Source organism: Salipiger sp. IMCC34102, from assembly GCF_004145405.1.
Taxonomy (GTDB): domain Bacteria; phylum Pseudomonadota; class Alphaproteobacteria; order Rhodobacterales; family Rhodobacteraceae; genus Loktanella.
In genome coordinates this window covers 1-14,613 of record NZ_SELQ01000017.1, presented here as the reverse complement: position 1 = coordinate 14,613, position 14,613 = coordinate 1, and the positions used below count along the sequence as shown (strand labels likewise).

The 14,613-nt window shown below is 57.4% G+C and carries 14 protein-coding genes and 2 pseudogenes; 8 read left to right on the top strand and 8 right to left on the bottom strand.

Going from position 1 to position 14,613, the window contains the following annotated elements; genetic code table 11:
• Positions 1–191 precede the first annotated feature (191 nt).
• The 6 genes from EU805_RS17545 to EU805_RS17130 all read left to right on the top strand — a co-directional run bounded on the left by EU805_RS17545 (position 192) and on the right by EU805_RS17130 (position 3,255).
• Positions 192–353 (top strand): hypothetical protein, encoded by a 162-nt coding sequence (locus EU805_RS17545; protein WP_165352013.1) that lies wholly within the window; start codon positions 192–194, stop codon positions 351–353.
• The gene (locus EU805_RS17150) at positions 343–720 is read left to right on the top strand and encodes a hypothetical protein (protein WP_129765201.1); all 378 of its coding nucleotides are present in this window, start codon (positions 343–345) and stop codon (positions 718–720) included. Before EU805_RS17545 ends, EU805_RS17150 begins: the two co-directional genes overlap by 11 nt.
• 192 nt (positions 721–912) lie before the next feature.
• A complete protein-coding gene (locus tag EU805_RS17145; RefSeq protein WP_129765200.1) occupies positions 913–1,572 on the top strand; it encodes a hypothetical protein in 660 nt (219 codons plus the stop codon).
• Positions 1,569–2,015 carry a hypothetical protein gene (locus EU805_RS17140; protein WP_129765199.1) on the top strand — a complete coding sequence of 149 codons (447 nt, stop codon included), beginning with the start codon at positions 1,569–1,571 and terminating at the stop codon, positions 2,013–2,015. The genes EU805_RS17145 and EU805_RS17140 overlap by 4 nt, the downstream gene beginning before the upstream one ends.
• Before the next feature lie 284 nt (positions 2,016–2,299).
• Positions 2,300–2,587, top strand: coding sequence for a hypothetical protein (locus EU805_RS17135; RefSeq protein ID WP_165352012.1), 288 nt, complete (start codon positions 2,300–2,302; stop codon positions 2,585–2,587).
• A 140-nt stretch (positions 2,588–2,727) separates the two neighbouring features.
• Entirely contained in the window at positions 2,728–3,255 is a 528-nt protein-coding gene (locus EU805_RS17130) for a hypothetical protein (protein ID WP_129765197.1), read from the top strand.
• On the opposite strand, the gene EU805_RS17125 is transcribed toward EU805_RS17130, so the two are convergent.
• From EU805_RS17125 to EU805_RS17110, 4 genes are all read right to left on the bottom strand, one after another.
• Positions 3,233–3,688, bottom strand: coding sequence for a very short patch repair endonuclease (locus tag EU805_RS17125; protein ID WP_129765196.1), 456 nt, complete (start codon positions 3,686–3,688; stop codon positions 3,233–3,235). The genes EU805_RS17130 and EU805_RS17125 overlap by 23 nt on opposite strands.
• Positions 3,688–4,587: a NaeI family type II restriction endonuclease gene (locus EU805_RS17120; RefSeq protein WP_129765195.1), complete on the bottom strand. Its 900-nt coding sequence runs from the start codon at positions 4,585–4,587 to the stop codon at positions 3,688–3,690. The genes EU805_RS17125 and EU805_RS17120 overlap by 1 nt, the downstream gene beginning before the upstream one ends.
• Positions 4,588–4,643: 56 nt before the next feature.
• Positions 4,644–5,600 carry a DNA cytosine methyltransferase gene (locus EU805_RS17115; RefSeq protein ID WP_129765194.1) on the bottom strand — a complete coding sequence of 319 codons (957 nt, stop codon included), beginning with the start codon at positions 5,598–5,600 and terminating at the stop codon, positions 4,644–4,646.
• 130 nt (positions 5,601–5,730) lie between these two features.
• Positions 5,731–6,237, bottom strand: coding sequence for an N-carbamoyl-L-amino acid amidohydrolase (locus tag EU805_RS17110; protein WP_129765193.1), 507 nt, complete (start codon positions 6,235–6,237; stop codon positions 5,731–5,733).
• Positions 6,238–6,516: 279 nt separating this feature from the next.
• Here EU805_RS17110 and EU805_RS17105 point away from each other — a divergent pair, with 279 nt between their 5' ends.
• The gene (locus EU805_RS17105) at positions 6,517–9,987 is read left to right on the top strand and encodes a hypothetical protein (protein ID WP_129765192.1); all 3,471 of its coding nucleotides are present in this window, start codon (positions 6,517–6,519) and stop codon (positions 9,985–9,987) included.
• 501 nt (positions 9,988–10,488) lie between these two features.
• Positions 10,489–10,892 (top strand): annotated as a pseudogene (locus tag EU805_RS17100) (transposase); the annotation flags it as partial.
• A 369-nt stretch (positions 10,893–11,261) separates the two neighbouring features.
• On the opposite strand, the gene EU805_RS17095 reads toward EU805_RS17100, so the two are convergent.
• From EU805_RS17095 to EU805_RS17985, 4 genes and pseudogenes are all read right to left on the bottom strand, one after another.
• The gene (locus EU805_RS17095) at positions 11,262–12,158 is read right to left on the bottom strand and encodes a metallophosphoesterase family protein (protein ID WP_129765191.1); all 897 of its coding nucleotides are present in this window, start codon (positions 12,156–12,158) and stop codon (positions 11,262–11,264) included.
• 155 nt (positions 12,159–12,313) lie between these two features.
• Positions 12,314–12,610, bottom strand: a complete 297-nt coding sequence (locus EU805_RS17795; RefSeq protein ID WP_129765190.1) for a hypothetical protein — start codon at positions 12,608–12,610, stop codon at positions 12,314–12,316.
• A gap of 524 nt (positions 12,611–13,134) precedes the next feature.
• Positions 13,135–13,779, bottom strand: coding sequence for a thermonuclease family protein (locus EU805_RS17085; protein WP_165352014.1), 645 nt, complete (start codon positions 13,777–13,779; stop codon positions 13,135–13,137).
• A gap of 90 nt (positions 13,780–13,869) precedes the next feature.
• Positions 13,870–14,184 (bottom strand): annotated as a pseudogene (locus EU805_RS17985) (JAB domain-containing protein); the annotation flags it as partial.
• Positions 14,185–14,613: the final 429 nt, after the last annotated feature.

Below are 14,613 nucleotides of genomic sequence, written 5' to 3'. Positions count from 1 at the left end.
CGCCGGCCTCATGCTCGGCCAGGATGCCGATGATCTGATCGTCCGTGAATCTCGTTCGCTTCATTGTCCGTCCTCAGGTTGGGCCGGACTCTAATCGACGGTGGAGGAAAAATCCCGTGGCAGGTCAACTGGCTTACGCGGAACCGCCCGCGCGGCATCGTGCGTCGTAAACTCTCACCAGGAGACCGACGATGGACCAGACGCCGAAGAGGATCATCACGCGCGAGCAGCAACAGCTGGCCGAGATGGAACGCGAGTTCGCCGAGGTGGAGAGGCAGCAGGACGAGCGCTTCGAAATGATCGAGGGAAAGCGCCGACGCCTCGCGTCTATGGGCGTAGTGCATGATGACTGAACCGGGCGAGGCGAGGCCGGTCCCGCCGCTGCCGGTGATCCGGTACGCCGCCACCCAGAAGGAGGCCGAGGCCCTGGTCGAGGAGGCCGTGGCCGACTTGCCGCCGCTCCCCGGTCTATCGATGCGCGCCAATGCCATCCGCCTGCTGGCCTCCATGTATCACGTCCACGGCTCGACGCACTTCCCGCGCGGATGGGTCCGCCCAGCCATGCAGGCGTTCATCGCAGCGGGGGTGGACTGCCCGAACGCCCGGTGCTGGCGCTCCTACCGCTCCGACGTCCAGGAGAACCCCGGCGGCTTCCTCTCGACCGAGGGCACACCGGTCGAGCTGCTGCGGCAGATGGAGCTGGACCTCATGGGCGCGTGATCCGCCAGCATTTGACGCCCGACATTCATACGCTGGTCCCCCGCACCGAGCCGACGCGGCATCGTTCGAATGTGCCCGGTCGCTCCGTCAGAGCCTCCTTCTCGAACCGGGTACGCACGGCGGACGGCTGGCCTTTTACGACGGGGTCAAGGCCGTCCGCCACTCCCGACATTCGGAGGCCGAGGATTGCACATGAAGAGAGACGAACTGGAAAAGAGGGTCGGCGAACTGCGGGCAGTCCGCGAGCGCCTGACCGGAGAACTTGACAAGGCGCGCGCCGAGGAACGGGACGCCCTGATCGAGGGCAGTAAGCCTGGCAACACCTCGGCCGCCATCGCAACCCGTATCGGCATCGTGGACGAGGCCCTCGCCGAGCTCCAGGAACGCCTGGGCGCTGCCGCCGCGAGTGCCGAACGCAGACAGCGGACGGTGCGCGCTGAGAAGGCGCTCGAGGCCACCGCCGAGCGGGCGAAGCTGGCCCGAGCCGTGGACGACGCGCTGACGGCCCTCTCGAAAGCGTGGCCCGCCTATCAGGAGGCTGTCCGTAGGGACCTTGGAGCCACGTCCGCCGCGAATGGCGATGTGACCCCGATCGAACGCGGGTTGGTCGCCAACCGGCAGAACGAGGTCCTGGTCCGTACGCTGGTGAGCGCAGGCGGCATGGGACTGGCCCGTGCCCTGGGCGTCGAGACCGCAATTCGCGAGCGCCACGCGATCACACTGGCTGACGCGGAGGAACGCGTCGCCGAGAGCCTGCGGACGGAGCTGCTCCGTGTGCGCGCCGACAGCCCACAACCGAACGTGGCCCGCGAGGCAAGACAGGAACTGGAACAGATGGAGAAAGCGAGATGAGACCCAAGGATGGCCAGCGCCACGCCGCGGAACTCAAGCGGCTGGAGGACCGCAAGACTGAACTGGAGAACGCCCTCGCCCGCCTGCCGCGCGACGAGGCCGACGCCGAGGAAGTGATGGAGCTCGCCAAAGAGGTAGAGCTCCTGGAGGAACAGGTCGCGACAGCCCACGCGGCCGCACAATCACAGGATAACGTTATGACCAAGTTTACAGACGTGCAAAAGGCCGCCGCAGCAAACCGCGAGGAAGCCGAGCGGCAGCTCGACGAGCTGGCCAAGAGCATCCAGCAGCCCGGCGAGACCTTCGAGAGGGCCTACTCGCAGGCGCTCGACACCGACATGGGCCGGTCGCTCATGCTCACCCGCGACGACGCGCAGGAGCTGGAACGCGGCGGGGTGACATCCATGGAGCTCGACGAAGCTCGCAAGAATCTCGTTCGCTGACGGCTTTCTTGGCCGTCAACTGAAATGGCCCGTGTCTCCACCCGAGACGCGAGCCTTCTCACCTCCATTACGTAATTACTATTAGAGGGTTAACCGACCGCGCGCTCTCAAACGAGGGTATGCCGCAGGGTTGACACTGTGAGACTCTCCCTCGCAGGCGCCTCAGCAGGGGCTCCGTTCTGTGAAGGAGAGACTACATAGCCAAGACCAAACTGAAGATCGAACGAATTGGATCTGCTACGGACGCGGAGGACCGCCTCACCCTTACCGTCCCTTGGGACCGGATGGCCCATGCGACTATGGATGAGATGCGGCGCGACGGTCCTGACGGCGAGCACGTCCTTATCGGGGGCGCGATCCCGGCACTCGTCGAACTGGTTGGACGTGAGCACCCCTGGAGCCTCTACGGGCCCCTTTACGACCTATTATTAGAGAAGCGAGAACTTGCGCGGCGCGCCGGGCAGATGGACATGGAGCTGTTCGTCAAGCTTGCCGTGGCTGAACGACTGCTCAAAGAGCTGCTGTGGGTGGCAGGGGGCGGCAACAAGCCATCGAAGCGCCACGCGGCCTAATCCCCTACCGATGCCTCCGGCGCTCCTAGCGCCGGAGGTTCCAGCCCATTTCCGAAGCAATATGTGAGCGCTCAGCGGGGCTCGCGGGTTTCCCACATCACGACAATGTGGACCCATTAACGCTGAGAAGGAGAACAGCCATGACCAAGACCACCTACGTCGCGACGGCTCCCGATGGCTCGGAGCACGTCCGCAAGAGCGAGCGGACCTATACCCACGCCGTCCTTGTCGAAGGCAAGGAGGGATGGGGCGCGGTCGGCTTCTGCGGTCGTCCCGACTTGGCCGAGAAGAAGTGCGGAGAGCACCCCGGCTCGATCGTAGTCGAGTGCGGCGTCCTCGGTGACCGTGCGGCTGACATGCCTGAGGCGGCCGACACCAAACCGGCCGCAACGCCCGCGGGCGAGGAGAAGACGGTCGATCAGAAGATACGCGAAACCAAGGTCCACATGCCCGAGGGCGCCGAGCCAAAGCAAACCATCGGCTCGATGGTCCAAGAATTGCTGATTGACCCAGACCTCGGCTACACTGCCATTGTGGATCGGGTCATGACCGACTTCCCCGACGCCAAGACCTCCGTTCGCTCGGTGGCCTCGGTCGCCGCCGTTCTGCGCAAGAAGGGCGTGAACATCCCGATCCGCAGGAAGGTCAAGTCTTCCGACCAAGGCTGACGCCGTCAGCGTAGGGCGATGGCGACCTTCCCCCCAGAAAGGCGACGAGGCGATCCGCCAGGGTTGCCTCGTCTTTTATCTCGCACTCCCAGACCACCAGCACCCGCCAGCCCGCGGATTCGAGCTCTTGCTGGGTCTTCCTGTCACGTTCGACATTGCGGGCGAGCTTTGACTCCCAGTATTGCCGATTGGAAGACGGCACCCGGCCGTCCCGGCAGTCGTGCTGGTGCCAAAAGCATCCGTGAACGAAGACCACCGAGCGTCGGGACCCGAAGACGAGGTCAGGCTTGCTTGGCAGGTCCTTGCGGTGCAGCCTGTACCGGTAGCCTAAGCCGTGAACCAGACGGCGTACGACCATCTCGGGTTTCATGCCCGTACTTTTGATGCGCCGCATGTTTTCGCTGCGGCGAGCCGGGGTGATCTTGTCCGCCACTAGACTGGCCAGCCCGCCTTTCGAGCGGTATCCAACTCGTCGGCCGTCTTTGGTGTAAACGATACGAAGTCGCCAACCGGCAACCCAAGTTCACGCATCAATGGGCCATCATAGTTGCTGGACAGAAGCAAGATGCCCTCTGCGAGCAAGGTGTTGCGGGTGCCGCGCGGGCCGTCCGCTCTAATCCGCCGTGTCGGGTCTTTCTGCTTCGCAACGTCCACGATGGTTTCTCGCATGATCGGGACGCCCTGCACGGTACGAAACAACCGCTTCATCCTTTCGTTGCCCGAGTTGCCGTCCATAATGAAATCCGCCTGTGCGTCGCTTAAGCTGCGCCAGAAGTTCGGCGGATATGCGCGTTCGCGGTAGAGCCAAAGGATGTTTTCCCAAGCGTCTGCACGGAGGCTTGTCTTCTTGTCCTGGTTCTGCCCGCCCCTCAAGTATTGCGGTCGGGCGACTACCAGCCCGAGGTAACAGAGCGAGGTCTTTTCGTCTGCGGCACTCAGAATCAGCGGGTGCCCAACAGCCTCACCGGGGATCATCCAGCTCGTGCCCATCGTATGCTTTATGTCCACTTCGTGGCCGCAAAGACGGGTATCGAGCTTTCTCCCGCGCGGTAGTTCTAGTTCCGCCCGGAGCATCATCTCCACAAGCATCCCTATATAGGTGCGCTCCACCTTTTCAAGCTGGGCGTAGCTGCGTCTTCCGGTGAGCGGTGTCCGGATCACACCATCAATCTCTACGCGGTAGAGAGGCGGCAAAATGTCATGGAGCGGGCCGGCCCTGTCCTTCGGTTTTCGTGTCATTGCCCGCCGATTTAGGTCAGCGGCGATGCTCGACAGTATGTTATGATCTGGATGACCGGGCGTGACGGCACTAGCGGGAATCTTTTTCTTCAACGACTTGCACCACGATATTCAATCGCGGTGACTTTCGCAGGGGGAGACGCGGGAGTCTAGACTGCCCTCAGCAGCGGTCGGGTATGGACCGCAGCAGAAACTCGCTCTGCTACCGCGCGTGCGACGGGCGGTGGGAATGCGTTGCCCACCTGCCGGTACGCGTTAGTCTTTCGACCGGTGAAGTGCCAATCGTCCGGGAAGCCCTGTATCCGGGCGACCATTGGGACCGTCAGCCTTGGCATACCGACGAAGTCGGAACCGGGAGCCTCCTCGGCTAATGTCTTGCCGTTGACCCCAAGAGTTTCCCAGGCACGGCGCGCTCTAGTCGGCCCGAGGTCAGGTCCGCCGTGCTTTTTCGAGCCTCCGACAATGGTCGGGGCGATCTCGTCCGCACGGTCCCGCCATGCCTCGGCGCCGGGCCAACCCCTCGCCGCCATCATGTCGTAGAGCGTCTCGCCGACGGTGGGCGGGTTGCGGTGTTCCTCCTCGGGCCATTCGAAGCCGTCCGACAGGTCCTTCTGCAACGCAATGATGAGGACGCGGGGCCGAAGCTGGGGGACGCCGAAGTGGGAAGCGTTTAGCAGTCGCCAGTCCGTCTCATAGCCCAGACGGCCAAGCTGGCGCTTGAGACCCTCGCGGTAATCGTGGAAGACGGCGTCCAGGAAGCCACGGACGTTCTCGATCATCACGGCCTTTGGGCGGATGGCGTCGACGATCTCTACGGCATCCGGGAACAGGTTGCGCTCGTCCTTCTCGCCTAGCTGTTTGCCTGCCACGGAGAACGGCGGACAGGGAAGACCACCCGCGACGAGGTCAACTCCCGAGAAGTCGGCGGCCCGCTGCTTGAACAGACGAAGGTCTTCCTCGATCACCTTCCACTCGGGCCGGTTGTGCCTCAAGGTCGCGCAGCAGTGGGCGTCGATCTCGACCAAAGCCTCGTGACCAAAGCCCGCTTGCTCAAGTCCGAGGGCCTGTCCGCCCGCTCCCGCACAAAGTTCCACTGAGGTCAACATCTTGATATGTTCCTTCCTGCCGTCTCATTACCTTGTGTAGGACATGCCGTCGTTCTTGTCAGCCCAATTTCCTTGTTCTATTATTGTTCTGATTGGATTAACAGCAGCTTTCCGCCGTAAGTTGTCTCGGCTAGTCAGTAGGTGTTGGTCCTGCTTCAAGAGAAGGCTGGTCCAAGTCCTGAGGCGCAGATTTGAGTGTTGCACCCAGCCAAACACCCGCCAGTCCGATAACTGCAGAAAACACTGTCGCTACCAACGGTAACCACCAGCGGCCATCCTGCCTATCTTGAAGAGCCTTCGAATGGAGGCCGTTAGCTACATTTATCAGCATCTGCAGCTCCCCCGCCTCAAGAGGTGCCCTTGTAATGCGAGCTTGTCCGTCGGTATCGCGCCCATCTCGTTCCGCACGGGTCACCATCTGAAGCGTGTCGACGTCGAACAGTTTAGGTTTCTGTCGGCGCAGCACCAAGGAAACCTTAGCATCATCCGAACTGAACCGAAAAAACTCTGGATGCTCGCGGAACACCTGCTCCCAGTGCTTAGCTGTGGTACTATCGCCGCTTATGCGTGCCGACCATTTCTCGGGTGAAAACTTGTAAAACCTGTAGGTTCCAAGAGTTTGGATTGCCGAGAGCACGTCCCCCAGTCTATCATCGGCTACCAGATATGGAGATCGCCTCATGCCTTACCTCTACCAGTTGGTGCTAAATTGACTTCTAAGAGCAATTATTGCTGCTTTTTTTGCAACACTCCTACAGAAGCTCCCACAACTTTAGGGGATGCGTGCGTATGTGGAAAGGCCTTCAACTACGTACTGGAAAACCCGCCTCTTGCAGTGCGTGAATATAAGATTGAGCAGTCTCTTTCACGCGGGTTTTACGGTGCGACGTACGTGGTTGCAAAGGGTCGACGCGGTTTGAAGCGAGTTCTGAAACTCGTTCCAAAATCATTCTACACGGGACAAGAGGCGAAATTTTCCGCCGAGGTCGATAATCACTTTCAAGCCGCAGAAAACGCCGAGTTTGTTGTTCAGATAACGGAGGAGCCGTTCGAAGAAACAGTGTTTTTTGGATCAGAGAAGGTCGAATGTTACTGCATCGAAATGGAATACATTGATGGGTACGTTTTGGATAAGTTATACGACCGCAGCGTAGAACTCACTCCAGAGATTGCGATCCAGCTCACTTGTGACCTACTCAACCTCCTTCGTGAACTTCATCAGAAAAGATTAAATCACAACGACTTGCATGCCGGGAATGTAATCGTCCAGCGGTTGCCGCCTGGTTCATACCGCGCTGATGCGATTGAAAAAGGTGTTAGAGCCGTCGCCATCGACCTAGGGTCGGCTGACTCACAAAGGCGAGAGGGTCAATCGTACTTGAGTGACATACAATGGGTATCGAAGCATATGCTTGGGTTCTCAGAAATACTGTCAAGCAATAATCTGGAAAAATCTGACCTGCGCGCTCGTTTGGCGTTTTATCTGAGGCATCTGGCGCTAGAATTGAGTGCTCCGCAGGCAAACCAAGCAGATCAAGATCATCAGGACTTTGTAGAGAGAATTCGCGAGGCCTACTCGAATGCACGCAAGCGTTACCATCGTGCGTGGGCGTCTCCATTGAACTTGAGCAGTCTTTCCCAGCACCGCAACGCCCAAACACTGGAGTCTTGGCATGTTCCTACGTTGATGGTGGACCCAGAGCAAAAGTGGCATGCTGAATTGAATTCAGGTGGGCCAGTCATCATTACAGGTATGCGCGGTTGCGGTAAGACGATGTTACTGAGGTCGTTGGAATTACATGCGCGAATTGTTGCAACCAAGGAGGAGCAACTAACGCAGGAAGCCAGAAAAGCCGCTCTCTTTGGAGATGGATACCTTGGAGTGTATGCATCGGCTCGTCACCTTGGTGTCAGCTCAGATACGAATGAAAAGGGGGAGGTGAAAGAGGATCGAGTTGCGCAGTTTTTTGCTAAGTTGTTTTTGGTATATTCAAGCCGAATATGCGACGCTCTGAATCACTTAGAGGAAGAGTTTCAGGGCACAGTTGATACCGAAGCTGCTCACCGACTCGCGGGTGTGATATTTGGTCAGGTTAATCGTGACAACCCTATCGAGCGCACAGACTCACTTGACGATCTGCAAACGCAGTTGCTCGTAGATGCGGAGCTTTGGTCGTCAAACCATTCCTCCCCTGTGCTCAAAACTGAACCTTGGCAATCATTTGTTTTGTTGGCCAAGGCTGTTCAAAATGTGCTTATTGGCTCGCGAGAAATGCAAATTGCATTTTTACTAGATGACGTTTCGACAAGGTACCTCGATCAAGAAGAAATCGAGTTGGTCGTTTCGACCCTTCTTGTGCAGGAGCCCGCATGTTCTTTCAAAATCACGTCTGAAACGCAAACTTTCTTTCTTTCAATAAAGTCACCCGGACAGATAAACCTCGCGTCGGGGGAGAGAGACTATTTGCCATTCGACCTAGGAAGTAAGGTTTTAGAACAGCTGAAGGACCCGAAGTCTGGCGAGAGCTTCTTGGAGAGCATTTTGTCACGCAGGATGAAAGCGCTGGGTGGTGAATTGGCAAACCTATCTCCAAAGCAAATTCTAGGTAACGCGTCTTTGGTCAGTATTGCGCGAAAGATAAGCTTGGTATCTAATTTCTCAGCGCCGCCGGAGGGGATCTATCACGGCTTCTCTGCGCTCAGAGGTGTCTGCATTGGTGATCTGGGCACAATCATCGCGCTCTATCAGGAGATCTTGCGTAGTGCAAGGCCAGATAGACTGCCGGTGCCTAGCAACGATCAACACAGGGTATATCAAACGTTTTGCTCAAATCAGCTGTTTCAGCTTAATAGTCGTGACCAACGGCTAAAGACGGACTTCAGCCTAAAAAAGGTCGCCTTGGACTTTGCGGATGCCTCACATCAAGAGCTTTTGGCATCCAATCGTTCCGAGAAGGATCGGCTGCGGCAAATTACTTCGATGAATGTCACGCTTGTTGGCAATGATACCGAGCAGACTAAGAAACTTCTTGAACTTGTGGATGCTGGTGTCTTTGCTCTTCATCCCCGCAAATTTGCATCTCGTTCAAAGTCAAGTGGCTCAGATCCAGTTCAACAGTTCCAGCTATCATATCGGAAAATCCTGGGCATATCGAAGCTCATTGGACTGTCGGACCGTGATCGGTTTGAACTAAACGGGCAGCAGCTTTTGGAGTGGCTTAAGACTGAAGATGGGGCGAAAAACCTGAGGGCACACACACGCAGGTTCGGAGCTGCAGAAGAAGGTGAGGCAACCAAGCTGGAGTTACATGCTGAAAGCCCGACCAACGTACCTGAGGATGCGGCGAAAGAGCCTGAGCTTCCCTTTCCTGAATTCAAGAAATCCACCAGTATTCGTGATGTAGTTAACGCTCACGGAATTCCTAGAGTAAGAACGATAGAACTCGAAGAGGCCCCTTGCATTCAAAATCTAGTGGTATCATTGGGTTTTGAGGAAAGATGCCTTCCTTCTGCTAAACGGTTGGCTCACCATGTTCGTCCAAAAAATATCGTTGCAATTGAATATGGTATTCCAGGAAAACTGACCGAAACGCAACAGCTGGCGAAGGAAGTGGGGGCGAGCTTTCAGAAAGTAAGAAGTGATGAGTTGAATTCAGGCGTGGATATAGCACTTCATGGAAAAGTGCTTATCGACGCGTCGGGTCTTACGAAGCCCGCGATTTTTAAGTTGATCAAAGAGTCGTTCACAAAGAACGGTGAAGTATGGGCTGCAATTACTGAACCAAACGAATATCAGCCGACTGAGACTGATCTTAGCGCGGCAATTGGGGATGGCGTAGATTTCTGGGGAGACGCGGGAGTCGAAACTCTTTCTGAGATTTTGAGCGGAGACAAGCTCCCCTATGGCGTCGTTGTCGTTGAGGAACTTCACTCTGACCCATCAAGAAACCGAAAACTCTGTGCGTTCTCTTCAGCAAAGCATGGTCGGCTTTTGCACTTGGTCGAAGAAGTTACATATGATGAGATCGATGTTTTTGTCCCCTCTGGGGATAGTTATCGGCACAAAGTAGCCCAGAAATCTGCTAGCATTGCCACGAGAAGTGGAGAGCTTGGTTCCGCCATATTGTTTTCGGCCGATGATCCAAGTGCCCTCCTTGCTGCTGTGTTCGAAAACCATCTCGAAGCCTATCAGGCGCTCAGATCAAACTACGAGATCGCACTTACGGGTGGCAAGCTCGAGACGATGGTTTCTGGAATAGCAGCCGCGGTTCTACCGGTAAACAGGGTGGTTTACGTCCGTCCAGCTGAGTTTGACGCAGAGAATTTCTCCAAAGGTGTCGGAAGAACAAAGGTGTATGAGTTCAAGTCGAACGGGTCAGCACAATGACGACAAGAGATGTCAACCAAGACGGATCAAGAACCAAGCACTGTTTCCTGTGCTAATGCTGTACTCGGAAAGAAAAAGGACCTAGCGGGCGAGCGCTAAGTCCTTGATTTTCTTGGCTCCGGCGGTAGGGATCGAAGCGCCATACCCAAAAAATTTAACTGTCTGATACTGCTCGTTTATTTGACCACGTTGACGTCGCAGTGTCACAATAGAGTGTGACAAAACTTTGCTAAGGTAAAGGGTATATTGTCTAAAGTTCAAGAACTCGCATGAGGCAAGTGAGCAGCTTGCCAATGTGAACGATTAGGTGCTCTTCTAATATATCTTCTCGCAGTCGAGACTGCCCTCCACGTCGGAAATATGGCCGACGGTGTTCGGGGTGCTGTTTTATTTCGACGCCGCTGACGGTGTGATCCCGGGTGGCCATCGAGGTGTAGGATTGAGGTGGAGTTTCAACGCTTAAACCTGAACCATACGGAGCCCCCGATGACCAAGACCAACATGGACTTTTCCGAGCTTATGGCCAAACACGAGCAGGGCGATTTACTGTGCAGCATTTCCGAGGCGGTGCTGCAGATGATCATGGAGGCCGACGTGGACGGCCTTATTGGTGCTGGGCGGCACGAACACAGCGGCGAACGGACCACATGGAGAAACGGCTACCGCGACCGATCGCTCGACACCCGTTCGGGCACTTTGAACCTGCACGTGCCGAGGCTGCGTTAAGGCAGCTACTTCCTTGGTATTCTCGAGGCGCGGAAAAGCTTGGAACAGGCGCTGGTGGCCGTCATGCAAGAGGCGTGGATTGGCGGCGTCTCCACGCGCCGCGTCGATGTGCTGGTGTAGGCCCCATGGGCCTGTCCGGAAATTCGAAAAGCACCGTCTCTAAGCTTTGCAAGGGCATACCCTAAATACCCTGTAGATGATGTCGTGAAGCGCCATCCTGAAGTCCTCGCCCTATTATGAAGCTCGGCATCATAGGCCTTACGATACAGCATATTCGCCAAAACATTGAGAACGCTTTAGGTAGATCCCGGTGATACGTAATTTCAGCTTTATCGTTGAAAACCGGAGTCCGCCACGGCGACGATCACTCTTCCGAAAAGGTTCTCTAAAGGGTGACACAACCTCTGTAGCATCGAAGAAGTTGCGTGTTCCCGTCCGTCCTTCGATCCGTTAGCGCTGCTGCAGTTTGACGACCGACGACTGCGCCGAGCTTTCGGACAGGCCTTTAGTCAGCACGAAAGTGATAGCCGTTGGGCCGCGTGCAGACGCTACCCTTCCTCGAAAGTCGCTTTGATATCGACCACGCCGCGGTCACCCTCGGTCCAGAACCGGGCCCAGCCAATCTGCGGGCGGGAGGCCGCGCCCGCATCGAGACAGATTGCCCGGTGGGTGTCGACGGCATCCATCAGGGGCAACTCGGCTTGCGTCTTTGACAGGAGCGTCCGGATCGCCGGTGTGTGCCCATGGACGACCACGGTGGGGCCCAGCACGGGCTCTCCGTCAGCGGTGCGGTCCCAGCCTTTGTCCCACATCAGGAACTCGTTGCGGATCCACGCCCAATGCAAGTCGTCCGTGGGCCTGTGCCGTTCGAGGAACGTCTCGCGATCCGCCTGTGGATCGAGCCCGGCGTGGACGAAGAGCAGATCGCCCATTGTCACATGCGAGGGTGCCGCCTTGATGCTCTGGATCCACGCGTGCGGGAGTGCCGCAACAAGCTTGTCCCGCGCCACAGGCCATGGCAGCTCCGCCCATGACGGATCGACCTCCTCCATCACGGCGCGGCCACCATTCGAGACCCACAGCGCGGGGTCCTCGCCCTTCAGGACGTCAAGCAGGAACAGCTCGTGGTTGCCGGGAAGCAGGACCATCCGATCGGCTCCGATGGCCTCCTGAGTCTTCAATGCGGTCGACACGGCGCCGATACTGTCAGGGCCGCGATCGATCAGGTCACCAAGAAAGATCAGGATCCTTTTTGTGCCCGGGGGCACCGGGGTGTTTGCGATCTCGGTCAGAACCGCCCGCAGGACATCAGCCTGGCCGTGGACATCGCCGATCGCAAAGATCTCGCGGTTCGGTCTCGGTGATCCGGGCAGCGGGCGCGCGCCTAGGGAAACGGTCTGCATCTTTATCGATCGATCTACCGGCAGCTGTCGTCGTGCATCCACAGACGTCCTACACAGATAGGACGTCTCAGGTCATGGATAGATGATTGTTTGCAAAGCATCGTATCTTTGCAGGTGCCGACATGGAGGGGTGGCCCAGATAAGAAGCAAAGTGCTGTCTGCTTACGACAATAGGTGAGCCCGGATTCCGCAGCTCGCTACTTGTTGGCATCAATCCAACGGCTCATCAGATCCTTGTCCCGATGGCACTCGTCCGGGACCGCACGGCGCTTAATCCGCGCGAGCTTCTTAATGAAGGCAACCTGCCGGGACGTCGGCCGCGGGTCATACTCCGATGCCGGTGTCATTCGAGCCTGCGCATCGATCCAGGCGCTCAGCGAACGGCGATCCTGCTGTATCTCGACCGGTAGAAGAGTTCGGTTTCTCCGCGCCAAGGATCGGGCATAAGCAAGCTGACGGGAGTTGGCAGGCAAGACAGAAGTTGACGTGTCCATGTTAGACCTCCAACGGCGACTAGAAGTTATATATAGAATATAACAGGAACATTTGCAAGTTATGTCAGATACGCTTGGCGGTAGCGCGCCCGGATGCAGGGCGTTTCTAGTCAGCACCGCGGTCTTTGACCTGCACTCTACGCGTCGAACGACCGCTTCACTCCTCCGAAGATTTTGAATCACAGGCATGTAGCGTCATGTCTGGCCCGGTGCCGCTCAGGCGATGTCTCGAGTGCGGTGTAGATGGCATCGGTGATGTCCGCTCTACCTGCACTGATGGCGCCGGCGACGGCCTCGTACTCGGTGAACGCATGCGCGGGTCGTCGGTAGTCCAAGTGAGGATCCGGGCCCACCCATGATCATGCTCCAATCGGGTGAAGCTCGACCAGCGAAGCACCGAATGTCCACTGATCCAGATCAGACCGATTTCGATCGGCCACGAGCCTAGGCCCAGCCCTCAGGCATCGATGTCGATTTAGACGAGGGTGTCAATGTTGAGGGTTGTGTCAGCTATCACCTCGCGATCAGCCGCCACGCGCTTCGCGCCATCCCGCAGCGGTCGCTTCCGCTTCGTCGCAGAACCACCGCTCTCCAGCCGCGACGTTGATCTGAGTGCGACCATAATACTTCGACCACGGTGTATGGTAGATCCGTTCACCGTCCCGCGCGATGTTGCCCTTGATAGGGCAGCCGCCCGGTGAAGCATCGACCGCACGCTGCCAGCGATCTCCCCGGAACTCCCAGGGTGTCTGAGTGGGCGCTTGCCATACTCCGGCCTGTGTTCCGCGAACCACTTCTTCCAGATCGACGTAGTCCAAACTGTATTCTCGGTAGGCCCAGGCTAGACCGTTGCGCATCATGTATTCCGAAAGATCTTGTCCATCGATCGAACAGATCGAGATGATCCGGCCGTAGCCATCTTGCTCACGCGCTTCGCAGGTCACCGCTTTGCCAGAAGCGAGATCCATCAACGCCCGTGTTGCGTTCGCACCGCAGGACCAATCGGAACCATTAGCTGCCGCGCAGGTCTGACCATCCTCAGGGGCATCAATGCCGTGAAGCCGGATTCGGACAGGGCCGATCGTGAGCCCGTCGCCGTCGGTCACTTTTGCAGTCCCGGTGATCAATGCGGGACTGACATCCTGTGCGATGACCGGGGAGCAAAGCATGCCGATCGTGATCCCGAAGACGAGTCCGAAGTCCGTGAAACAGCGATTGATTTTCGCGCAAATCAGGCCTTTACTGCAGAACGGTAATTCCTCGCCCTTTCCGGGGATGACATGGTCATGGAGACCGAAATCGACGGTCTCGCACGCGCGCGCGATGGCTGTGGTCATCGCAATGGCGGCTTGGCTAGGTGTCATGCTTCCTTAGTGATGATTGTGAACGAAGATCATGGAGGAAGCAAATAGCGCCGAAGCGCATTTGGCAACCTCACGCGGGTAGACCGGAACGTGTTCGATCGTCCCACGTGCCTGCTCCTCGCCCGCGATGACGACGTTGCGAGCACCCAGGAACAGGACACGGAACATCTCGCTGTCGAAGTGGGCCATAGTCCTTTGGCAGTAGTCGATCAGCTCGTTTCAGTTTGTTAAAGTGGACTTCTGCACGACCTTCGCCTTTCCCCTCCGGTGCGCGATCGCCTCCGCCATCCGCAATTGCAGCCAGATCTTGTCCGTCGCCCCTCCCATCTACAGTATCCAGTGCTCGAACGCTGCAATGAATCCGTTGAGATCGCAAAGCTGTGGCGCAGCCTCACCGAGGCGGTCGTTCGCGTTGCGCAGCATGTTCGGCGGTTGGGCAGGGAGCAGACCTTCGCTGCGGTAGCGAACGCACCGCGCCCACTTTTGGGAAGCGGACAGTCAGCCAAGAGCCCTGAATAGCCCCGTGTATCGTGGACGCCTTCTTAGCTAAATCTGAAGCAAGGAGGCCATGATGGGCAGCAACATTTACAGTGACGATTTCAAGCGGGACGCGGTCGCGCAGATCACCGAACGGGGTTA

Coding starts and splice junctions, on each gene's coding strand:
- EU805_RS17795 (WP_129765190.1), bottom strand. CDS start 12,610: ATGGACACGTCAACTTCTGTCTTGCCTGCCAACTCCCGTCAGCTTGCT.
- EU805_RS17140 (WP_129765199.1), top strand. CDS start 1,569: ATGAGACCCAAGGATGGCCAGCGCCACGCCGCGGAACTCAAGCGGCTG.
- EU805_RS17085 (WP_165352014.1), bottom strand. CDS start 13,779: ATGCTTTGCTCCCCGGTCATCGCACAGGATGTCAGTCCCGCATTGATC.
- EU805_RS17135 (WP_165352012.1), top strand. CDS start 2,300: ATGGCCCATGCGACTATGGATGAGATGCGGCGCGACGGTCCTGACGGC.
- EU805_RS17150 (WP_129765201.1), top strand. CDS start 343: ATGATGACTGAACCGGGCGAGGCGAGGCCGGTCCCGCCGCTGCCGGTG.
- EU805_RS17545 (WP_165352013.1), top strand. CDS start 192: ATGGACCAGACGCCGAAGAGGATCATCACGCGCGAGCAGCAACAGCTG.
- EU805_RS17130 (WP_129765197.1), top strand. CDS start 2,728: ATGACCAAGACCACCTACGTCGCGACGGCTCCCGATGGCTCGGAGCAC.
- EU805_RS17145 (WP_129765200.1), top strand. CDS start 913: ATGAAGAGAGACGAACTGGAAAAGAGGGTCGGCGAACTGCGGGCAGTC.
- EU805_RS17115 (WP_129765194.1), bottom strand. CDS start 5,600: ATGTTGACCTCAGTGGAACTTTGTGCGGGAGCGGGCGGACAGGCCCTC.